Here is a 21,991-nt window from a genome sequence, read left to right as displayed (position 1 = left end):
GGTTACGCCGTCTCCTCGTTGGAGGACTGGCGGCCTTCCGCATCGGACTCCTTGGCGGAGGAGCCACCGATGGAGGTGAAAGCCTCGCCCTTCTCGTTGGAGCACCAGTCGTAGAGCACGCCGCCCGCGGCGATCAGCCCGATGATGCCAGCGGCGACGGTGCCGAAGCGCTGGACGTTCGGGTCCTGACCAAGCTCCGCGATACGACGGTTCGCCGCATCGATCTGGCCACGCAGCTCAGCGAACTGGTCATTGTCGCGACCGCCACGGCCGCCATGGCCCCAGTCCGGGCTGTTGCGGCGCATGGCCTCCTGGAACTGCGTGTTGATCTGGTTGACCTGCTCGTTGATCGCGCCCATGTACGGACGGGCAATCTCACCGCCGAAGGCACCCAACAGCGCCACCGGCACCAAGTACAGCAGCGGCGAACGCACCGCGTTAGCCACACAGCGATCCAGGGTCTCAGTCGACGAGCCCTTCTCCGGATCCGGCTCCGGCTCACCGGTCGGCGGGGTCGGCTCACCCGGCTTCGGCTTCTGCACGCCGAGGTCGAGGTCCAGGTACTCCTTGCCCTCTTCCACCGTGACCTTCTGGGTCACGCGCTTCGGATCGGTCGGCTTCCAGTCGCGCGGACGGTACTCAATCTCGTAGTCGCCCGGCTCGACGTTGACCTTCCAGTTGCCGTCCTCGTCGGTGACAGTGCGGGTGACTTCATTGCCATCCTTGTCACGGACGATCACGGTGACGTCAGGCACGCCCTCAGTCTCGTTCGGGTCCTGCTTGCCGTTGCCGTTGAGGTCGATCCACACACGGTCGCCGATGCGACCCGGCTTGACCGGGTCGCAGTCGCAACCCGGATCAACCTTCTTCAGACCCAGGTCGTAGGAGTCGTTGTACTCGTTCGGCTTCACCGTCACCTTCGAGACCCGACCAGACTCATCCGAACCCGGAACCTTACCGGTGACATCCCAGCCCTCAGGCTTGATAAAGCGGATGTCATACTCAGCGTCCGGGGTCAGACCCTCAATCTTCCAGTCGCCGTTCTCGTCGGTCACTGCAGAACGCGTCGGCTCACCCTCACGGGACACCAGGACCACGACATTCTCGAGGCCCTTCTCGTTCTCACCCTGCTTACCGTCGCCGTCCTCGTCGTTCCACACACGATCGCCGACAGAACCAGACGGCAGAACACCGAGGTCAACATCGAAGTTGTCCTCGCCAGGCTCAATGACGATCGTGCGCTCGACCAGCTCCGGATCACTTGGAATATGATCGCCCGGCTCGTAGCGGACGGTGTACTCGCCCGGCTCAACGTCAACCTTCCAGTTGCCGTCCTTATCCGTGACAGTTCGGGTGACCTCGTTGCCATCCTTATCGACGATCACCACCGGCACATTCGGAATACCAGTCTTCTCGTCCGGATCTTCCTTGCCATCACCGTTGGTGTCCTCCCAGACCTTGTCACCGACGGTCCCGCGCTTCGGCGCCTCAGCAGTGGTCGTGGAGTGGACCGTAGTCGGAACCGGCACCGGCTTCTCAACCGTCGTCGGCACTGCCTGGGTAGTGGTCGTCGGCACCGTGGTCGGGACCGGAACCTCGGAAGTCACTGTCGTCGGCACCGGAACCTCAGTTGTCAGCGTGGTCGGCACGGGAACCTGAGTCGTCAGCGTCGTCGGCACTGCCTGGGTCTTCGTGGTCGGCACCGGAACCTGAGTCGTCAGTGTCGTCGGCACCGGCTGGGTCTTCGTCGTCGACATGACCTGGGTAGTGGTCGTCGGCACCGTGGTCGGCACCGGAACCTCAGTCGTCAGTGTCGTCGGCACCGACTGGGTCTTCGTCGTCGGCACAGGCACCTTGGAAGTCACCGTTTTCGGCACCGTCGTCGGCGAGCAATCACACGGAGTTGGCACCGTAGTCGTCTCCACTGTGGGAACCGGGGTTGTCACGGTCGTCGTCTCTGGTACTTCAATGAACAGCCCGAGGTCGTACGTGTCGTTGAATTCACCGGACTTCAGAGCTGCAACCTTGTCGGACAGACCGTTGGAGTCCACAGCGGCGTCGCCCGCCTTCGTCGGCGAAATGCGGAAACCGTCTGGAGCATCAAACTCCACGCGGTAGTCATCCACTCCAGGTGTAAGGCCCTCGATCTTCCATGTACCGCCTGCGCCGGTCTTCGTCTCGCGGACTTCCTCACCCGGGCGGGAGACTCGCACTACGACATCTGGAATGCCGCCCTCGCCGTCATCCTGGATGCCGTCGGCTCTGCCGACCTTTTCTTCGTCGCCTTCATCCAGCCACACGCGGTCGCCGATCGATGCGGGGACCACACCGAGGTCGATGGTCGGGTCGTGCTGGCCAGACTCGAGGGTGATCTTGGTCGAAAGCTCGTTGGAATCCACGCCGCGATCATCGCCAACCAGTGACTTGGTGGCCGATACGCCCTCGGGGAGCTCGAACGTGACTGTGTACTCGACACCCGGTGTCAGCCCGTCGATACGCCAGTTACCCTTGTCATCCGTGGTGGTTGTGCGCGGTTGCTCATCGACGCCCTCCGGCGCGGTCACCGTGACCTTGGCGTTCGGCACGCCGTTCTTTTCATTCTCGTCTTGGATACCGTCTGCGTTTTCGTCGACCCAGACGCGGTCGCCGACGGAGGCAGGCTTGATGAGCCCGAGATCATAGGTGGTGTTGTTCTCGCCCGGCTTCAGCGAAACCGTCGAACTCAGCGGGTTCGAGTCCTTGCCGCGATCCTCACCCTGCTCCGCCTTCGTGACCTTGTACCCAGCCGGCGGGGTGAACTCCACGGTGTACTCCACACCCGGAGTCAACCCATCAACACTCCACTTACCGTCCTTGTCGGTCGCGGTCGTGTGCGTCTCACCATTCGGGCCAGTCACTCGAACGATAGTGTTCGGCACCGGCGGTTCGCCTTCATCCTGGATGCCGTCGCCGTTGGTGTCCTCCCACACGAAGTCACCAATCGATGCTGGTTGGTAAACACCCAAGTCGTAGGTGTCGTTGTACTCACCCGGCTTGAGCGTCACCGTCGAACGCAAACCGTTGGAATCAACCCCGCGGTCTTCGCCAACCAACGCATCCGTGGCCTTGTACCCCTCGGGCAATTCGAACGAAACAGTGTACTCCACACCCGGAGTCAGTTCGTCAATGCGCCACTTGCCGTCCGCATCCGTCGTCGCAGTACGCGGCTGCTCGTCCGAACCAGCAGGCGGGGTGACGGTGACAGTCACACCAGCGAGATTCTCCTCGCCCTCATCCTGCACACCATTGCGGTTCGCATCGATCCATACGCGATCACCAACAGAAGCGGGCTTTCCGACGAGCCCAAGGTCATACGTCTCGTTGTACTCCCCAGTCGTCAGAGTCACTGTGGACGAAAGCGGGTTGGAGTCCGTAGCCTCATCGCCCTGCCCCGTCTTCGTGACCTGGTACCCAGCCGGAGGGGTGAACTCCACGGTGTATTCCACCCCCGGAGTCAGACCATCAACACGCCACTGGCCGTTGGAATCCGTTGTGGCAGTGTGAGTTTCTCCATTGCCGGTCACCGTCACGGTCACTCCAGCGACGTTCGTCTCGCCCTCGTCCTGTACACCGTTATTGTTCGAATCGAGCCACACCCGATCGCCAACAGACGCTGCCTTCACAAGTCCGAGGTCGTAGCTGGTGTTGTTCTCGCCCGGTTCCAACGTGACCTTCGAAGACTGCGGGTTCGAGTCCTTGCCGCGATCCTCACCTTGCTCAGTCTTAGTCACCTGGTACCCAGCCGGCGGGGTGAACTCCACGGTGTACTCCACACCCGGAGTCAACCCGTCCACACTCCACTTACCGTCCTCGTCAGTCGAGGTCGTGTGCTCCTCACCGTTCGGACCATTCACTCGAACGGTTGTGTTCGGCACCGGCGGCTCACCATCGTCCTGGATACCGTTGCCGTTGGTGTCCTCCCACACGAAATCACCAACCGAGGCCGGCGGCGTAATGCCGAGGTCGTAGGTGAGATCGCCTGTCGCGGGCACCGGATCCGTCGTAAAGCTCAAGCCATTCGAGTCGACGTCACCGTCACCCGTACCAGTCTTGGTGACCAAGTAATCCTTGTAGTCACCACCTGCAGGCAAGACGAAACGCACGTTGTACTGGGCGTCAGGAGTCAAGTCCTGCACAAGCCATTTGCCATCAGCGTCCGTGGTAGCGGTGCGATCCGGTTCGCCCTCGCGAGAAACGATCACCTTGACATTGGGGACGCCGGTGGTCTCATCCTCGTTTTGAATGCCGTCGCCGTTGGTGTCGACCCAGACGCGGTCGCCGATGAACGGGGAACCAAATTGAATTTCGTCCTCAATTTCTCGCTCCACATCTTTGCGATAGCTGACGATGTGCGTGAGTGAGCGGTTGGCCCATGCCTGCGCTTCGTCCTTGCTGCCCAGGCTGCATTCGCCGTTTTCATCCGGTTGGATCAGGTTGAGTTGGTGGAACTCGATCGTAGTTCCAGAACGGAGCCAAACTTCGCTTTCATCGATCTGATCGGAGTCCGCGATGCTTGTCGCATTAAAATTCCACTCCCATGCCTGCAACCAGTTCTGGTTGACGGAATAGGGGTAAGGGTCCCGTGGATCTTGTTTGGGATGGTTGCGTCCCTTAGTGTGGTGTAACGCTTGCTGATGGTGGGCCCTGGAAAATGTAGGGGCGGCCACCGCCAGTAACCTTTCGACTCAACTACCACATCTCACCGAAAGGCACATGACGATGACCGCTGCACCGCATTCTATCGACCCGACAACCTATCTGGATGATCTGCTCGCCCAAGCCTCCCCTGATCTGATGCGCCAGATGCTGCAAGGGTTTATCAACCAGATCCTCTCCGCCCAGGCCGACACCGTCTGCGGCGCCGAATACGGCGTCGCTTCCACCGAGCGGGTCAACCACCGCAACGGGTATCGCCACCGCGACCTCGACACCCGTGTCGGCACCATCGACGTGGCAGTGCCAAAGCTGCGCCACGGCGCGTTCTTCCCAGACTGGCTGCTAGAGCGCCGCTCACGGGCTGAACGGGCACTATCGACTGTGATCGCGACGTGCTATCTCAAAGGGGTCTCCACCCGCAGGATGAACGATCTGGTGGCAACCCTTGGCATTTCCAACCTGTCGAAATCCCAAGTCTCGCGCATGTCGGAAGAACTCGACGAGATGGTCGCCGACTTCAGAAACCGCCCACTCGACCCCGGCGGGTACGCCTACCTGTCATGCGACGCGTTGACAATCAAAGTGCGCGAAGGCGGCCGGGTGGTCAAATGCTCCGTGCTGCTTGCCACCGGGGTCAACGCCGACGGGTACCGCGAAATGCTCGGCATGCACGTCGCCACCGCGGAATCCAACGCATCGTGGAAAGGCTTCTTCCAAGACCTAAAAGCCCGCGGGCTTCGCGGGGTCTTCCTGATCACCAGTGACGCCCATGAGGGCATCCAGCACGCAATTTCCGAGGTGCTGCCTGACGCGTCGTGGCAGCGGTGCCGCACCCACTTCGCGAAAAACCTCTACGAAAAAGTCCCGAAAACCCAGTGGCCGATGGTCTCTGCGATGTTCCAGACGATCTTCCAACAACCCGACGCCCAATCCACTTGGGCTCAAGCCCGCGAAGTCGTTGACCTGTTGGAGCCGAAGTTCCCCCAGGTTGCGGCCTATCTGGAGGAATCGCTCGATGAGGTGTTGGCGTTTACCGCAGCCCCGAAACCAGTCTGGACGAAGGTGTGGTCAAACAACCCCACCGAGCGGCTAAACCGGGAAATCCGCCGGCGCACCGATGTCGTGGGTATCTTCCCGAACCGCGAATCGATCATCCGGCTTGTCGGCGCGGTCCTCGCAGAGCAGCACGACGATTGGATCCAGCAAAAACGCTACATGTCACTGTCCGCACTCGAACAGACCAAACACCTCATGCACCAAACAGGAGGTGATCATGGCAACCACCACCAGCTAACCGCCTAACAAAAACCCCGAACTTCATACCGAGCCGAAAGCACAAACGGCTACACCACTACACAGGACTTGACCTTTGGGATCGCCGGCGGAAGCTTTATCCATCACCTCTTCAGTGATGACATTTCCGTTCGGATCCGTAATTCGGATACTGTAGCCAGGCCCAAAAAAGAATCCTTGCTGCTCGAGCTCTTGCCTTTTATCTGCGGCAAGGTTCGTCTGCTCTGCCCCTAGAGCCATCCACGGCAATTCTGTACCCACATATAACTGGACCAACTGCTGACCGTAACCGTCACCGTGGAGCGTATACTTGCTCCAGTTTTCCGACCTGCAGGCATCCGGGTAAGTGTGGAACTGGGAGTCTTTCTCCGGCTCTCGGAGCAGGTAAGTAAAGTCTTTTTGCCAACCCACCTTCGGTCGAAGCTGCGCATACATTCCAGCGAACGCGTGGAAAGGCACGGAACTGCCCTCCGAAACTCGCGCAGGCAGTTTTGCGCTAATCGGGTAATCACCATCTGGAATCTCCAGGATGGTATTCCCATCTCCATCTACTCCGGCGGGCTCACCGAAAAGGATCAGCGTTTCCTTACCTATGTGTTGGATGTCGTAGATAGGGTGTGTTTGCCTGCTCGCCCATTTGAAGTCCGTCGGTTCTGGATCTCGCCTCAGTTCCGTCTTCCCGTCATCGGGAATAACCCAGACCTTAAGGTTGCGAAGATTGGACTGCCCTGCTTCGCCGGGGCGCGATGTGGGCCTCGGCGGAACAGCGTCGAAAGTTAACAGGTAATTAAAATCCCCAGTTGGATTTGTTTCATCGACGGTTACTTCAATCTTCGGGTTGTAGCTCGGGGCCTCGACCGAATCCCAATTCACACTCGTATCAGCCGCACGCGCCACCGGCGCGTACTCCGGTGCCACCACTGGCACCGCGACGCTCCCGCACGCTAGCGATACTGCTCCAATAACCGCCGCAATGTTGCGGCGCAAACTGTTTTTCCTGGTCAAATTTTCGCTCATATGTACCTCCGCGTGGAGAGCGTTGATAAAGGGAAATCCCGCCTTCAGCATCCAGGAAAAGCAACGCTACGACGGTGTCAGATGCGGGTTTTTGGTACCGGTGTTCCGGAGACCCGGTACTGCTGTGTTCCGGGTAGTTGGTACCGGGGCCGGGCCGACGGAGTTGGCCCGGCTGTTTGTCTTATTCGTCCGGTTCTATTGGGGCGGTGGCCTTGCGCATGTCGAAGTCTCCGATGCGGATTCGGTGGCCGTTGTTGAGGCGGCTAACGAGTGAATCGGCTCCGACTCTGTCGGGGAGGGCTTCGACCCAATAGGCGGCGGCCGATTGGGAGGAGATCAGTGTTGGGAGCCGACCGTCGCGGTCGAATATGATCTTGCTCAGGTCTTCTTGCCCGCGCTGGTTGATGCTCATGGTCATAAAATCGTCGATGATAAGGACATCGACATTGATCAGTTTCCGCATCTTATCGAGGTAGTTTTGGTCAGTCGGTGAGAAGACCGCCAACATGTCTACGAGTTGGTCTAGCCGGTAGTAGGCCACGGAGTATCCGGCTTGGCATGCGGCGACGCCGATGGCGCAGACTATGTATGTTTTCCCTGTTCCGGTCGGTGCGAGGATGTGAATGTTGGTCGGGTTTTCCCGCCAGTTGGTCGCCGCGATTCGTTTCAGTTGGCGCATGTTGATGCCGCGTTGTTCTGCTCGGGTGACTTCAGCAAGGCTCGCGTCCGGGTATCGGAATTGTGCCTGGGTGATGGCTTTGGCGATGTTGCGTTGTTGCCGCTGTGTGTAGGCCTCTTCGACTGCTGCGAGGAAGATGTCCTCTGGTAGCGCATCCGCGTAGGCCTCGTCGTTGACAATCTCGTAGAAGACATCAGCGAAGGTCGATACGCGAAGCTTTCGCATTTTTGCCCGTACTGTTTCGTCATTGATGTTGCTCATGGTTCACGCTCCTTCTAGTTTTCGTAGTGGTCAGCAGGACGGATGAAGACGGCGTCAGCTGCGTCGCTGGTAAGCGGGGCGCTTGGGCGTTGTTGGTTCTTCGTCGCGGGCTGTGTCTTTCGCCCTGGTGCAGCAGGGGGCTGCTGAGCGTGCGCAATGTCAGTCTGGATGCGCTTGATCACAGCCATAGTTGGAGCCAGCTTCTTTTCTAAGACCTGCTGGCACGCCGGCTCGAGGGTGGCTTTGCTGTGCTTTTTGCCCAGGTTGGCCAGCACGTTGCGAGCTTGAAGAAGTCCGCGGGGGACGGCGGCACTATTACGATCGAGGATCATCGCTATGACTGTGTGCGTTGCAGAACCGAACGACGAGGCCCAAGCCAAGAGTTCGTCGCGGGTGAGCGCCTTGTGGCCTTCGTCATCGCTGCTTGGCCCATGGTTGGGATCAGTGGAGTACCGGTATTTGAATCCGTGAAGGCGTGTGTGTTCAGCAACTAGTTGATCACCGTTGAAGATGCTCACCAGTTGCGGGGTGAGCCTGACCGTCACTGCCTCTCCTACCAGCTGAAATGGCACAGAATAGTACTGGTAGTCACAGGTGATGTGCCAATTACGGTCGACTTTGAGCCGCTTGTATGACACTTCCGTAAACGGTGTCGGCGGCAGATCGCGCATCACTGGTGCTTCTTCTTGCTCAAAGCGCATGCGCCGTGTTGTGCCATCAGCCCGTGTCATTGCGCTGTTGATATCGGCAAGCCGGTCAGCGATTGCCTCATTGAGTTCATCGAGATTGTAGAAGACCTCGTCGCTGAAATACCCGAGTATTTTGGTGTAGGCGATTTTCACAGCACGTTCTACTGCCGCTTTGTCGCGTGGCCTGCCAGGTCTTGTCGGCACAATCGTGACCCCGTAGTAGTCGGCAAACGCTGCGTAGCGGTCAGTGACCATCCGGTAGCCTGAATGCTTCCTCGGCCGGTAGGTCGCCGTAGAGGCATTATCCGGCACGATGACCGCCGGTAATTTGCCAAGATAGTTCAACGCTTTGACGTGGCATGCAATCCAAGCCGGCATCTTCTCATTCGCAGCAGCAGTGACGTACATCAGCCCTGAGTACGGGCATACCGCGACAAACAGCGACGCCTTGAATGCGGTATCACCACTGGCCTGATCCACCACCGGCACTTTGTCGCCAGCCCAGTCGACGTAAAGCTCTTGCCCCGGCTCATGGGTGACGACTTCGACAAGATCATGAGCACGGAGAAATTCATTGAGCCCACTGCAAAACTGGGAGTACTGGTACTTTGTCTTGTCCGTCGGACACGGCTGCGACAAGTAGTCCATCCACAGCTTGTGCCTGGTCACGTGCTTTTTGCTTTGGAGCTTGCGTGCAAGGGCTTGAAAATCAGGCTGGTCGTAGGACATCGTCCGCTTACTCCGGCCGTCGCTGAATCGATCATCGAACCATCCCGGTGGGAGTTGGCGGAAACGCTCTGGCGTTAGTGCCTCATCAGCGATGACTTTCTTTGCGCGGGATACTTCTCGTCGTGAACATCCCAATGCGTGTGTGATCTGCGCGTAGCTTGCACCGTCAAGGCACATCGCGATGATCTGTTTGAAGTTAGCCACAAGGACCGGCTCCTTCCAAGTAGATGTTGACGCGACACCACCGGATTGTGGTGTCGCCAACATCAACTATGAAAGAAAACCCCTTGCAGTACCGGGTACGTGGAACACCGGTACCAACTACGCGGACTCGCGGTACCAACTACCCCGAATCGACAGACGGCAGGGATGGTTCGCACACTACACGCGTCAATAAGCTTGCTGTCAGAGTTTTTGATTTATTTACCAAAGTTTCAGCAGCTGTTTGGACTTATCAGAAATCGGCCGTACGACATCCGCAACGCAAAACCGACCAGATGGATAACCTGACCGGTTTTTCGTGTGTCACCTAGCTGTTACGCCGCCTCACGACCCAGCCCAAACCCCCTCCCAATAAATTCACCGAGATTTAAAGGAAGGGAGGGAAACCGGAGGCGTCGATAAGCAAATGCCCCCGAAAAGAAGTTGGCGGAGACGAGGGGATTTGAACCCCTGGAGGGATTAACCTCGCCGGTTTTCAAGACCGGTGCATTCGGCCGCTCTGCCACGTCTCCAACTCAGAGCAGTCTAACGTAGCCTTGCCGCATGAAAGCAATCAATGATGAGCTCATGCTTTACGACGCCCAAAGGCCCACCCCGCAAGACGGCGAAGTCCTGGTCAAGGTTGTGGCCGCCGGCGTGAACCGAGGCGACCTGATGCAGGCCGCCGGGAAGTACCCGCCGCCGAAGGGCGAGTCCGAGATTATGGGGCTGGAGTGCGCGGGGGTGATCGTGGATCCGGGCACGACTGGCCGCAAGGAGGGCGATGAGGTCGGCTGCCTGCTCGCCGGCGGCGGCTACGCGGAGTACGTGGCGGTGCCGGAAGGCCAGCTCACGCCGATCCCGTCGGGCCTGACCGTGGAGGAGACCGCGGGCGTGGTCGAGGTGGCGTGCACGGTGTGGTCGAACCTGGGCATGATCGCCGGGATCTCTGAGGGCGACAAAGTGCTCATCCACGGCGGCGCGGGCGGCATCGGCTCCTTCGCCATCCAGATGTGCAAGGCGCTCGGCTGCGAGGTGGCGGTGACCGCCGGAAGCCAGGAGAAGCTCGAGTACTGCCGCGAGCTCGGCGCGGACATCCTGATCAACTACAAGGAGCAGAACTTCGCCGAGGAGCTGCCCGGGTGGGCGGACGCGATCCTGGACGTGGTTGGCGGGCCGTACCTGGAGCAGAACATCAAGACGCTGAACACGGACGGGCACCTCATCGTCATCGCGGTGCAGGGCGGGCCGAAGGGCACCCTGTCGCTGGGCCGGATGATGCCGCGGCGCCTGTCCGTCACCGCCACCACCCTGCGCGCACGCCCCCGGCCGATGAAGGCGGCGATTGTCGCCTCCACGGTGGAAAATGTGTGGCCGCTGATCGAGTCCGGCAAGATCGCCCCGAACATCTCCGCGCGCTTCCCGCTCGCAGACGCCAAGAAGGCCCACGAGCACCTGGATTCCGGCGACAACACCGGGAAGATCCTTTTGGTGGTTTAAGCCAGCGACGCCACGGTGCGCACCAGCTGCTCGATGTCGTTCTGGGTGTTGAACGGCGACATGGCGATGGTCACGGCGCCGCCCATGTCGGCGACGCCCATGTCGTCGAGAAGCGGTGTGGCGCACGTCTGGGTGGCCACGATGCCGTTGGCCAACAGGCGGCGCAGCACGGTTTCGGACGGCACGCCGGTCACGCCGAACGCCAGGCGCGGGATGCGCTCCACGCGCGCGTCCTCGGCCGCCTCGCCGCTGACGCCGACGATGTGCACGGCGGGCAGGGTGCCCAAGAACGTGTGCAGGTCATCCCGCAGGCCGTTGAGGTAGGCGGTGGTCGCGTCCAGGGAGTACTTCAGGCGGTTGCGGCGGGTAGCGCGGCCGGTAAAGCCCTCGACCAGGGAGGCGTAGTGGTCCACCACCGCCGGCACCGCACCCGCCAGCCCCTGGGAAACCTCCAGGTCCAGCGCCTCCATGTCCAGGCGCTTGAACATGGCGGAATCGCGGAAGATCAGCGCGGCGATGTCCGGCCCGCCCAGCTGGGCGATGTCCACCGCGGCCACGTCCGCGCCCCAGGCCTCCAGGTCTACGGGCCGGTAGGGGGCGTACGCGGTGGCGTCCACAAGCACCCACGCCCTCGACTTCGCGCGCACAGCCTCCGCGATGTCGGCCACCCGCACCACGTTGCCCAGCTCCGCGTGCGCCGCCGGCACGGACACCAGGCGGGTCGAGCCATCCGCGATCTCGCTGTACTGCCACGCCGGCAGGTCGCCGGTGGCCAGGTCCGCCTGCGCCCAGACCTCATCCAGCCCGGCGCGCTGCAGGCGCTTAGTCAGGTGCGGGCGGTCCAGCGGGTTCAGCACCACAGAGGAGTTGCGGCGCAGCATCGGCTTCATCGCGTTGACCAGCGCCGAATACAACGCAGGCACGCTCGGGCCCAGCACCACCTGGTCCGCCGCCACCCCGGTCAGGTCCGCGATGGCCACCCGCGCCGCCTCCGGGTACTGCACGCCCTCCGGCTGGCCCAGCGCCTCCTTGGAGTGCGAGCCCAGCACCGGCTCCGGCGGCGGCACCAGCGCCGCGCTGCGGAAACTTCTCGAGACCGCCGTGGCCACCTTCTCCGGCACCTGCGGCTGCGTGTGGGCGTTCAGGTACGTCCAGCCGCTACCGAGCGATGTGTAGAGTCCACGCACTCCCCACACGTCATATGCCACGGCCGACCTCCCTTCAGGCAAGAATGTCCTAATTATGCACGCCCGTCCGACACGGCGCACACCGCCAGCTCGGGTGCGCAAATACAGTGCACTAGGGTGATCTGCGTGCACAACGTAGAACAGCTGCGCCAAGACGTCGCCCGCATGACCAGCCCACCGGGCGAAGACACGCCGCCGTCGAAGTCCAAGACCTTCCGGCGCGCGTTCGACGACCTCATCCGCGGCTGGGGCCAGCACGAGCTCTGGCTGCAACTGGGATGGCAGGACATCAAACAGCGGTACCGGAGGTCCACCCTCGGCCCGCTGTGGATCACCATCGCCACCGGCGTGATGTCGCTGGCGCTGGGCCTGCTCTACTCCATGCTGTTCCAAATCGACGTCGCGGAGTTCCTCCCGCACGTCACCGTCGGCTTCATCGTCTGGGGCTTCATCTCCGGCTGCATCAAGGACGGCGCGAACGTCTTCATCGAAAACGAAGGCCTGATCAAGCAGCTCCCATCTGCTCTGTCGGTGCACGTGTACCGCCTGGTGTGGCGCCAACTACTGTTTTTGGCCCACAACATGGTGATCTGGCTTTTGCTGGTGCTGATTTTCCGCATCCCGCTGACCCTGCACACCCTGCTGTTCATCCCCGGCCTGGCGCTGCTCGTGGTCAACGGCGTGTGGGTGGCCATGTTCTTCGGCATGGTGGCCACCCGCTTCCGCGACGTCGCCCCGCTGCTGGAAGCGCTGGTGCAGCTGCTCTTCTACGTCACCCCGATCGTCTGGACCACCCGCACCCTCAAGGACCAGGGCGGCGAGATCGCGCAGCGCGCCATGCTCGCCGAGGTCAATCCCCTCTACCACTACCTCGAGATCGTGAGGGCCCCGCTTATCGACGAACCGTTGGCCGCCTACCACTGGGGCATCGTCCTTGCCTGCACCGTCGCCGGCGTCCTGATCACCCTGCTTGCCATGAAGCGCTGGCGCTTCCGCGTGCCGTACTGGGTTTAGGAGTTTAGGAGTTTCACATGGTTTCCATCGACACCTACAACGCCTGCGTCGACTTCCCCATCTTCGACGCCAAGTCCCGCTCCCTGAAGAAGGCCGTGATGTCGTCCGCCGGCGGCAAGATCGGCCAGAACGCCTCCAACACCGTGGTCGTGGAGGCGCTGCGCGACATCAACCTGCACCTGCGGGAAGGCGACCGCGTCGGCCTGGTCGGCCACAACGGCGCCGGCAAGTCCACCCTGCTGCGCCTGCTCTCGGGCATTTACGAGCCGACCCGCGGCGTCGCCGACGTCCGCGGCCGCGTCGCCCCCGTATTCGACCTGGGTGTGGGCATGGACCCGGAGATCTCCGGCTACGAAAACATCATCATCCGCGGCCTGTTCTTGGGCCAGACCCGCAAACAGATGAAGGCGAAGATGGACGAGATCGCCGAGTTTTCCGAGCTCGGCGACTACCTCAGCATGCCCCTTCGCACCTACTCCACCGGCATGCGAGTCAGGTTGGCACTCGGCGTGGTCACCTCCATCGAGCCGGAGATCCTGCTGCTCGACGAGGGCATCGGCGCCGTCGACGCCGCCTTCATGGCCAAAGCCCGCGTGAGGCTCGCCGAGATGGTGGAGCGCTCCGGCATCCTGGTCTTCGCCTCCCACTCCAACGACTTCTTGGCACAGCTCTGCAACACCGCCCTGTGGGTGGACAAGGGCGAAATTAGAGAGGCCGGCCTGGTCGCCGACGTCGTGGGCGCCTACGAGGGCCCCGAGACCGGCGAGTACGTCGCGGAGCTGGTCGAGCGCTTCCACGGCGACGCTGACGTCGAAAAGCCCTAGCCCCCTCCCCTCCCGACACATCGCGGCTGAATCTGTCAGGCCGGACCTAACCCCCCAGGTCGGCACAAACGGCCGCCGTAATCTGTCAGGACTGGAGCTTGTGGATCAGCGCCACGAGCTTCTCCACAAACTTGTGCAACGACGCCGAGGTGAAGCGCAGCACCCGCCACCCACAAATGGTGAGGTCGGTGTTGATCTCCGTGTCTTTGTGCCACTGCTTCGCCTCGCCGTGGTGGGCACCGTCGTACATGATCCCGATCCCGAGCTCCGGAATGGCCAGGTCAAACGTGGTCACGATCTTGCCGCCGTCCCGGACAACGACCTGCTCCTCCAGCCGCAACCCAAACTTGTCGCACACCATCTGGGCGAGCAGGCGCATTTCGGTCTCTTTCGGCGAGTCCGCCAGCTTGCTCGACTTCGCAAGCGCGCGGGTGAGCCACCGCTGGCACACCGTCCCTGAGCTCGCTTGCAGGATGTCCACCGGGTCAATGCCCAGGTGGCGCCGCACGCAGTCGATGAGCGTGACCGCTTCCACAAGGTCCATGCTGTGGCCGGCGAAGGTGGCGCCATTGCTTTGCGACGTCCTCCGGATCTCCCTCAGCACCTGCGCCGTCGCCGCCGCCGGGCTAGCAACCTGAAACGCATGCCCGTAGTGCCGGACCTGCCAAACGTGCTCAGGCTTGCATCCGCGGCGCACGATCGACGGCTTGTAGATGTTGCCGTGTGAGTTGCGTTCCGCCGATGGGTCCATGAGCACGGTGTCTTTGCCCTCGACTCGGTACTTGAGCCCGTACAGCGCAAGCGCGCCATGGGCGAGGACCACGTTGGAGGGGTTCTCTATCCCGAAGGCGGCGGCACGGTACGCGGCGGGGACTTGGTAGATCACTCCCCGCGGGTGGCTTCGCGAGTCCGCCCGGGCTAGCTCGTAGGATCTCTGTTCCCGCGCGAGCATGTGGAATCGCGCGCTCACCTGCACCGTTTGCATCCCCTGGGGCAGGTTCCCGGCGGGGAGCAGGCTGTTCTCTGGACCGACATTCATCCCGTCATACAAATTCACCATGCCTACTTAGACGTGAAGAATGCGCGTTTGGATCCCTCGGGCACAATAAAAGGCATGACTGCGTTGAATCCGAACGGCACGACCGCCGCCGTGATTGTCACCCACCGCCGCGTTGACCTGCTGAAACATTCGCTTGAGCAGGTTGTCAACCAGACGCATCCGGTGGATTGGGTGATTGTGGTGGACAACGGGGCGCAACAAGAGGTGCAGGAGCTTCTCGACGACCTCGCGGCCGACCGCGCCGTCTACCTCCCATCCAAAACCAACCTGGGCGGAGCGGGCGGGTTCGCCTACGGATTCCTGCACGCGCTTGCCCTGGGCGCGGACGCGATCTGGTGCGCGGACGACGACGGCCGCCCCAAGGATGAGCACGTGCTCAAAGAGCTGTATCGGGTCGCAGAAAAGCACCAGTTGGCGGAGGTCTCCCCGGTGGTGGCGAACATCGACGACCCTGAGAAGCTGGCGTTCCCGCTACGCCAGGGAACGACCTGGCACCGCCGCGTAGATGAGCTCGAAGGCGATTTTTTGCCTCAGTACGCCAGCCTGTTCAACGGCGCGCTGATCTCGGCAAAGGCGATGGAGCGCATCGGCGTGCCGGATTACCGTCTGTTTATCCGGGGCGACGAGGTGGAGTACCACCGTCGTCTGGCACAATCCGGACTTCCCTACGGCACGGCGCTGACCACGTTCTACCTGCACCCGGACGGCTCGGGCGAGTTCCACCCGATCATGGGCGGCCGCGCCCACGCCCAGTTCCCGGACAACCCCACCAAGCGGTATTTCACGTACCGGAACCGCGGCTACATCATTAACCAGCGCGGCATGAAGAAGATGCAGCTGCAGGAGGTGGTGCGCTTCGGCTGGTTCTTCCTGCTGGAGAAGAAGGACCCGAAGGCGTTCATCGAGTGGCTGAAGCTACTTCGGCGGGGAGCCAAAGAGGACTTTAGGCGGCCATAGTTTTCTTGGCTTCGCGGAAGATCAGGTGCCGCTGCAGCTCGAAGTTGGTCACGGTGGCCACGCCCTGGGCAATCACGAACGAGACCAGGTTCTTCCACGGGTTGACCAGCCCCAGGTTGGTCAGCGGCGAGTCCGTGATGCGCCACAGCACCATCTGCACCGCAAACGTCACGGCGTAGAGCACGAACACGGCGCTGGCCTTCTTCGCGTTGATTTTGGCGTCGAAGGAGAACTTGGAGTTGAGCACGTACGCGGCGAGCGTGCCGAAGACCCAGCCCACCGCCTTGGCAAGGTCGCGCTGCACCCCCATGAACTCGATGAGGCTGTGGGTGATGCCGAAGTCGATGACTGCGCAGCCCACGCCGATAACAAGGAACGGGATGAGCTGCTGTTTCAGGGTAGAACTTGAGGCCACGGGCGAATACCCTACCCGCGGATGAGCTGGCGGTAGATATCCAACATCTCCGCCGCGCTCCGTTCGCCGCCGATCTCATCCAGCTCAGCGAGCGACTTGGCGCACAGCTCCCGGATCTCCCCGATCGGCAACTCGCCGTGCCCCAGGGAGGCGAAGATGCTCTCCGCGATGTGCGCGGTCTCCGCGCCCGCGCAGCAGGTCAGCGCGAAGACCAGGGACCAGAAGGCGTCCCTCCCTACGCGCCCGGTCTCCACCGGCAGCGCCTCGATCCGCTCCCCCGCACCGACATCCAGGGCCTGCAGCAGCGGGGCGAAGTCGTGGCCGCGCGCCCGCGCCATGAATTCGCGCACCTCGGCGCGCAGCCCCGGCACCTCGACCTCCCCCATCAGCCGGGCGTTGACCTTCCCAATATCGAACCCGTGGGGCCCGAACGCTCCCGAACCCGCCACGCACACGGACGGCGGCGTGGACTCGTCGCGCGGATACACGTTGGCCAACTGCATCTCGAAGGACCACAGGCCGTGGGAAAAGTGGGTGGAATCGCCGGGGGACTTTAGGACGTCGCAAAGCAAACGCTCCTGGGGCGCATCCGCACCCACCTCCTCGACGCCGAACACCTCCCCCACGATCTCGCAGCAGTCCGCGATGGTCGCGTCCTCGTCGATGCCCACCCACCGGTACACAACCTCATCCGACACCAGGCCGACGCGCACAAGCAGCGTCGCACCAGCCCGGCGCTCGGTGAGGCGGATCACCGGCGCGAGGTGGTCTGAGCGGTAGAGGGTGCTGGACATGGCGCCCAATATAGGCTTTCTTTCCATGAGGAAGCATTACAAAGGCAACGACCCCCACGCGATCCACGAGGCAGCACAGCGTATCGACGCCCCGTTGTCCGACTTCATGGTCCGCCTCATGGCAGAAGAACTGCCCTTCGTGGACTCCAAAGGCCGCACCCGGATCTACGAGATCCTGCGCGAGCACAAGGCAGCCGGCAAACCTGTGATTTCCAGTCAGGAGGAGCTGCCCGCGGAGATTCGCGCGATTATGGACCTTTAGTATGACTATGGTTGAGGGCATGGAACTGACAACCCAATCCCTCTACGGATGGGGCCGCACCGCCCCCTCAACCGCGCAGGTCCTCTCCACCGCAGACGTTGACACCATCGCCCAGGCAGTCAAGCAGGTGGCAGACGAAAACTCCGAGCTTCCAGAACACAAGCGCCGCGGCATCATCGCCCGCGGCATGGGCCGCTCCTACGGCGACCCCGCCCAAAACGGCGGCGGCCTCGTCGTCGACATGACCCCGCTGAACCGCATCCACTCCATCGACCCTGACACCGGCATCGTCGACGTGGACGCCGGCGTCACCCTCGACCAGCTGATGAAGGCCGCGCTGCCCTACGGCCTGTGGGTCCCGGTGCTGCCCGGCACCCGCCAGGTGACCATCGGCGGCGCCATCGGCCCGGACATCCACGGCAAAAACCACCACTCCGCAGGCTCCTTCGGCAACCACGTGCTCTCTATGGAGCTTTTGGTCGCGGACGGCCGCGTGCTGCACCTGGAGCCGACGGGCGAAACTGCCGAGCTGTTCTGGGCCACCGTCGGCGGCATGGGCCTGACCGGCATCATCCTGCGCGCCCGCATCCAGATGACGTTCACGGAGACCGCCTACTTCATCGCGGACACCGACCGCACCGACACCCTCGACGAGACGATCGCGGCCCACTCCGACGGCTCCGAGGTGAATTACACCTACTCCTCGGCCTGGTTCGACGCGATCTCCGCCCCGCCGAAGACCGGCCGCTCCACCATCTCCCGCGGCTCTTTGGCCACCCTGGACCAGCTCAAGGAGTTCGCGCCGAAGCTGGCCAAGGACCCGCTGAAGTTCAACGCCCCGCAGCTGATGACGGTGCCGGACATCTTCCCGTCCTGGACCATGAACAAGCTGTCGCTGATGGCCATCGGCGAGGCGTACTACCTGATGGGTTCGCCTTCCCGCAACGACGTGAAAAACCTCACGCAGTTCTACCAGCCGCTGGATCTCATCGGCGAGTGGAACCGCGGCTACGGCAAGGCCGGCTTCCTGCAGTACCAGTTCGTCGTGCCCACCGACGCCGTGGAGCCGTTCAAGGACATCATCTACGACATCCAGTCTTCCGGCCACTACACCGCCCTGAACGTGTTCAAGCTGTTCGGCGAGGGCAACCAGGCGCCGCTGTCCTACCCGATGAAGGGCTGGAACGTGTGCGTGGACTTCCCGATCCGCCCGGGCCTCAACGAGTTCCTGGACCGCCTGGACGACCAGGTCATGCAGTTCGGCGGCCGCCTCTACCTGGCTAAGGAGTCCCGCACCTCCGCCGAGAAGTTCCACAAGATGTACCCGGAGCTGCCCGGCTGGCTGAAGACCCGCCGCGACATCGACCCGACCGGCGTGTTCGCGTCCGACATGTCCCGCCGACTCGAGCTGAACTAAGGAGAACCGACCATGTTGAATGCAGTAGGCCAAGCCCAGCACATCCTGCTCCTTGGCGGCACCAGCGAGATCGGCCTCGCCATCGTCGCCGAGCTCGCCTCCCGCGGCGGCAACCCCACCGTCACCCTGTGTGCGCGCAAGGACTCCCCGCGTATCGACGGCGCGATCTCGGCCGTCCAACAAGCCGGCGCAGGCCACGTGCGCCTGATCGACTTCGACGCGCTCGATTTCGCCGCCCACCCGGCCGTCATCGACGCCGCGTTTGCAGACGGCGACGTCGACGTTGCCGTGGTCGCCTTTGGCACCCTCGGTGACCAGGAGCAGCTCTGGCAGGACCAGGCGGCGGCAGTGGCATCCGCGCAGACCAACTTCACCGCCCCGATGTCCGTGGGCGTGCTTTTGGGCCAGCACATGAAGCGCCAGGGCCACGGCACGATCATCGCCCTGTCGTCCGTGGCGGGCCAGCGCGTGCGCCGCTCCAACTTCGTCTACGGCGCCTCCAAGGCGGGCATCGACGGGTTCTACCTGCAGCTCGGCGAGGCCCTGAAGGACGACGGCGTCACCGTCACCGTCGTGCGCCCGGGCCAGGTGCGCACCAAGATGACCGACGGCTTGGATGAAGCCCCGCTCACCGTGAACAAGGAAGATGTCGCCGAGGCCGCCGTCGAGGCCGCCCTGGCCGGCAAGTCCTCCGTGTTCGTGCACAAGCTCTTCGGCCCCATCTCCCTGGTGCTGAAGGCCATCCCGGCGCCGATCATGAGCAAGCTGAACTTCTAGTACTGCCCGCATAATTCAGCCGCGATCCGTCCCCGCTGACGGATCGCGGCTGAATTTGTCAGACCGGCCCTATATCCCCAGGACCCTGACTTTTCTGTCTGAAAGTATCAGGACCACCTAGTCCTTGGCGCGGCCCATGCCGAGCAGCACCTGCTCGCGAAGCCGACCGGTCCCCACCACCGCCAGGACACAGCCAACCAGCGCGACCGCAACAAGCCCGCCGAACAGGGCCACCTTGTCCAGCACGTTGACGTGGATCATGACCATGATGGTGCCCATCAGGCTGCCCATGCCGAACCCGAGCAGCGACACCACCAGCATTGGAACCCCAACCTCGCGCACGGCCACCTTGGTGTGGAACGCGGCCGGCGCGCCAATGAAGTAGAGCGATTTGGTCAGTTGCTTCTGCTCCACCACGGCCAGTGCCTGAGTGAGCAGGGTGGATGACACCAGCAAGACCGCCGCGAAGACGGCGGTGATAGCCACACCGGGGGGAGTATCACCCGTGATCATTTTCAGGACGGGCTCTTCCTCGACTTCCGGTACTGCGGAGATCCAGGCGCCAATACCGCCAATGAACGCCACGAAGTACAGGGCGGTCACTCGCTTCCAGGTGGTTTTCGCGCCTCGGCCGACCCGACGCGTGGCAACGTAGTTTGCGGCCCCGGGGACCCGGTAGCTCAGGCGTGCGAGGAGTTGGATCACGCCGACGGCGATCAGTGCGTTGACGTTGAGAATGCCGCCGGCTACGACCAGCACCACCACGAACTCCAACGCGTCTGCCTTCGGAGCGATGCTCAGCGAGCTTAGGTAGCGGTACAGCACCACCGCACCAACCAGTGAGAGCACCAGCGTGATCATGTTCTGTCCCTTTGGTGGGATTTTCTTGGTGACGCCGAGTGGGGTGACGGAGACTCGTCGCAAAGCAAGCCACACTGAGCACGCAGCCAACACCAGCACGACGATCCAGGCGATGGGGATGACCCACCAGGTGAGCATTTCCCAGGTGTCGACGCGCTTTTCCTGGAACGTCAGCAAACTCCACGCCGGGCACGTAACTATGTACAGCACCGAGCCCAGCACCAACCCGACAAGCGCCTGGCGCAGCGATTCCAGGATCATCATCCCGCGTACCTCGCCGGCGGTCGCGCCGATGAGGCGAAGCACCGCCAGGTGCTCCTCGCGCCCGCCCAGGTTCGCGCGCGCGGCCTGGGTGAGCAGACCCAACAGGCTCGGCACGAGCAGCACGCACGCGAATAGCGCGAGGAAGATATACGTGATGGAGATCGGCCCGCCCAGGTCTTTCGAGACTTCCACGAGCGCCTCGTGCGGGTGTCTGTCGCGCGCCACGAACATCCAGGTGCCGCCCATAAGGGTGCACAGCATCCAGGTCGCCACCGTCACCGCAACCAGCGACAGCGCACGAACCCAGCGCTCGCCGATCTGCCGCTGCGAGCGCCCTTCGCTTGTCTGCGACACCGCCGACCGCATCAACGTCACTGCGCTCATCGCGCCACCTCCGAGTGGATCAGGCCGTCGCGGATTTCAACGCGCCGGCTGCACCAGTCAGCGATCTTCGGGTCGTGCGTGACCACGACGAGTGTCACGCCGAACTTTTGGCACACGGCCACGATCTGCTGCATGACTTCGTGGCCGGTGGCCTGGTCCAACGCCGCCGTCGGCTCGTCAGCGAAGACCACAGACGGCGGCCCGGCCAAAGCACGCGCGATGGCTACGCGCTGCCCTTGGCCGCCGGAAAGCTGCCCCGGGTACCGGTCCACATAGGCACCCAAGCCCAGGCGTGTGAGCATGTCAATGGCTTCGTCGTGTGCTTGCGACCGCGGCACCCCGCGCATGATCTGCGGCAGGGCGACGTTTTCGGTGGCGGTCAGCTCCGGCAGCAACTGGCCGTCTTGGAAGATGAAGCCGAAGTGCTCCAGGCGCAGGCGCGAGCGTTCGGCGTCGCTCATTGCGGCCACATCGTGGCCGTCGAAAAGCACCTCGCCCTGGTCGGGCACGAGCACGCCGGACATGCAGTGCAGCAGGGTCGACTTGCCGGAGCCCGAGGGCCCCATGATGGCCACGGATTCGCCGTTGCTCACCGAAAGGCTGATGCCTTCGAGGACCCGCTGCTGGGGGAATGACTTTGTGATGTCTCTGAGTTCAAGCATGGTTTCTATTTCACAGGTGGTCGCGGCTAAGCACTATGGTCCTGACTCC

Annotated in this window: 18 protein-coding genes and 1 tRNA gene; 8 read left to right on the top strand and 11 right to left on the bottom strand. The window is 62.5% G+C overall.

Annotation, left to right across the window (positions count from 1 at the left end; genetic code table 11):
* Positions 1 to 2 precede the first annotated feature (2 nt).
* Entirely contained in the window at positions 3 to 4,586 is a 4,584-nt protein-coding gene (locus ACX1NL_RS00545) for an SdrD B-like domain-containing protein (protein ID WP_458898343.1), read from the bottom strand.
* Positions 4,587 to 4,758: 172 nt separating this feature from the next.
* Here ACX1NL_RS00545 and ACX1NL_RS00540 point away from each other — a divergent pair, with 172 nt between their 5' ends.
* On the top strand, positions 4,759 to 5,997 hold the full coding sequence (locus ACX1NL_RS00540) for an IS256 family transposase (protein ID WP_239220099.1): 1,239 nt from the start codon (positions 4,759 to 4,761) through the stop codon (positions 5,995 to 5,997).
* A 15-nt stretch (positions 5,998 to 6,012) separates the two neighbouring features.
* On the opposite strand, the gene ACX1NL_RS00535 is transcribed toward ACX1NL_RS00540, so the two are convergent.
* From ACX1NL_RS00535 to ACX1NL_RS00520, 4 genes are all read right to left on the bottom strand, one after another.
* Positions 6,013 to 7,005, bottom strand: coding sequence for a hypothetical protein (locus tag ACX1NL_RS00535; RefSeq protein WP_458898342.1), 993 nt, complete (start codon positions 7,003 to 7,005; stop codon positions 6,013 to 6,015).
* Positions 7,006 to 7,186: 181 nt separating this feature from the next.
* The gene (locus ACX1NL_RS00530) at positions 7,187 to 7,945 is read right to left on the bottom strand and encodes an ATP-binding protein (RefSeq protein ID WP_092100363.1); all 759 of its coding nucleotides are present in this window, start codon (positions 7,943 to 7,945) and stop codon (positions 7,187 to 7,189) included.
* Positions 7,946 to 7,959: 14 nt separating this feature from the next.
* Positions 7,960 to 9,567 carry an IS21 family transposase gene (gene istA, locus ACX1NL_RS00525; RefSeq protein ID WP_458897662.1) on the bottom strand — a complete coding sequence of 536 codons (1,608 nt, stop codon included), beginning with the start codon at positions 9,565 to 9,567 and terminating at the stop codon, positions 7,960 to 7,962.
* 442 nt (positions 9,568 to 10,009) lie between these two features.
* Positions 10,010 to 10,097, bottom strand: a tRNA-Ser gene (locus ACX1NL_RS00520).
* A 31-nt stretch (positions 10,098 to 10,128) separates the two neighbouring features.
* Between ACX1NL_RS00520 and ACX1NL_RS00515 the strand changes: the two genes are divergently transcribed.
* On the top strand, positions 10,129 to 11,064 hold the full coding sequence (locus tag ACX1NL_RS00515; protein WP_181889511.1) for an NAD(P)H-quinone oxidoreductase: 936 nt from the start codon (positions 10,129 to 10,131) through the stop codon (positions 11,062 to 11,064).
* On the opposite strand, the gene ACX1NL_RS00510 is transcribed toward ACX1NL_RS00515, so the two are convergent.
* Positions 11,061 to 12,272 (bottom strand): aminotransferase class V-fold PLP-dependent enzyme, encoded by a 1,212-nt coding sequence (locus ACX1NL_RS00510; protein ID WP_458898341.1) that lies wholly within the window; start codon positions 12,270 to 12,272, stop codon positions 11,061 to 11,063. The two genes, ACX1NL_RS00515 and ACX1NL_RS00510, sit on opposite strands and share 4 nt — an antisense overlap.
* Before the next feature lie 144 nt (positions 12,273 to 12,416).
* Here ACX1NL_RS00510 and wzm point away from each other — a divergent pair, with 144 nt between their 5' ends.
* Both wzm and wzt read left to right on the top strand, forming a co-directional pair.
* Entirely contained in the window at positions 12,417 to 13,265 is an 849-nt protein-coding gene (gene wzm / locus ACX1NL_RS00505; protein WP_375713377.1) for a galactan export ABC transporter permease subunit Wzm/RfbD, read from the top strand.
* 17 nt (positions 13,266 to 13,282) lie between these two features.
* Complete coding sequence (gene wzt / locus ACX1NL_RS00500; protein ID WP_181889509.1) at positions 13,283 to 14,089, top strand: galactan export ABC transporter ATP-binding subunit Wzt/RfbE; 807 nt, start codon at positions 13,283 to 13,285, stop codon at positions 14,087 to 14,089.
* Between the two features lie 85 nt (positions 14,090 to 14,174).
* Here the strand turns inward: wzt and ACX1NL_RS00495 are convergent, their stop codons facing one another.
* The gene (locus ACX1NL_RS00495; protein ID WP_458898340.1) at positions 14,175 to 14,975 is read right to left on the bottom strand and encodes an endonuclease domain-containing protein; all 801 of its coding nucleotides are present in this window, start codon (positions 14,973 to 14,975) and stop codon (positions 14,175 to 14,177) included.
* A 228-nt stretch (positions 14,976 to 15,203) separates the two neighbouring features.
* Between ACX1NL_RS00495 and glfT1 the strand changes: the two genes are divergently transcribed.
* Positions 15,204 to 16,106: a galactofuranosyltransferase GlfT1 gene (gene glfT1 / locus ACX1NL_RS00490; protein WP_301614275.1), complete on the top strand. Its 903-nt coding sequence runs from the start codon at positions 15,204 to 15,206 to the stop codon at positions 16,104 to 16,106.
* Here glfT1 and ACX1NL_RS00485 read toward each other — a convergent pair.
* On the bottom strand, positions 16,093 to 16,521 hold the full coding sequence (locus ACX1NL_RS00485) for a GtrA family protein (protein WP_311389136.1): 429 nt from the start codon (positions 16,519 to 16,521) through the stop codon (positions 16,093 to 16,095). The genes glfT1 and ACX1NL_RS00485 overlap by 14 nt on opposite strands.
* An 11-nt stretch (positions 16,522 to 16,532) precedes the next feature.
* Positions 16,533 to 17,315: a hypothetical protein gene (locus tag ACX1NL_RS00480; protein WP_458898339.1), complete on the bottom strand. Its 783-nt coding sequence runs from the start codon at positions 17,313 to 17,315 to the stop codon at positions 16,533 to 16,535.
* Between the two features lie 25 nt (positions 17,316 to 17,340).
* Here ACX1NL_RS00480 and ACX1NL_RS00475 point away from each other — a divergent pair, with 25 nt between their 5' ends.
* Genes ACX1NL_RS00475 through ACX1NL_RS00465 form a run of 3 tightly spaced genes read left to right on the top strand, consistent with a single transcriptional unit; the run spans position 17,341 to position 19,771 of the window.
* The gene (locus tag ACX1NL_RS00475) at positions 17,341 to 17,577 is read left to right on the top strand and encodes a hypothetical protein (protein ID WP_269951660.1); all 237 of its coding nucleotides are present in this window, start codon (positions 17,341 to 17,343) and stop codon (positions 17,575 to 17,577) included.
* 19 nt (positions 17,578 to 17,596) lie between these two features.
* Positions 17,597 to 18,994 carry an FAD-binding oxidoreductase gene (locus ACX1NL_RS00470; protein WP_458898338.1) on the top strand — a complete coding sequence of 466 codons (1,398 nt, stop codon included), beginning with the start codon at positions 17,597 to 17,599 and terminating at the stop codon, positions 18,992 to 18,994.
* Positions 18,995 to 19,006: 12 nt separating this feature from the next.
* Entirely contained in the window at positions 19,007 to 19,771 is a 765-nt protein-coding gene (locus tag ACX1NL_RS00465; RefSeq protein ID WP_458898337.1) for a decaprenylphospho-beta-D-erythro-pentofuranosid-2-ulose 2-reductase, read from the top strand.
* Between the two features lie 117 nt (positions 19,772 to 19,888).
* Here the strand turns inward: ACX1NL_RS00465 and ACX1NL_RS00460 are convergent, their stop codons facing one another.
* A complete protein-coding gene (locus ACX1NL_RS00460) occupies positions 19,889 to 21,280 on the bottom strand; it encodes an FtsX-like permease family protein (RefSeq protein WP_458898336.1) in 1,392 nt (463 codons plus the stop codon).
* Positions 21,277 to 21,942 carry an ABC transporter ATP-binding protein gene (locus ACX1NL_RS00455; RefSeq protein WP_269951663.1) on the bottom strand — a complete coding sequence of 222 codons (666 nt, stop codon included), beginning with the start codon at positions 21,940 to 21,942 and terminating at the stop codon, positions 21,277 to 21,279. Before ACX1NL_RS00455 ends, ACX1NL_RS00460 begins: the two co-directional genes overlap by 4 nt.
* Between the last annotated feature and the right edge of the window lie 49 nt (positions 21,943 to 21,991).

Source organism: Corynebacterium sp. CQ3829_602738, assembly GCF_054478435.1.
Note: the sequence above shows the minus strand (reverse complement) of the source record. Positions and strands in the feature narration are given on the sequence as shown.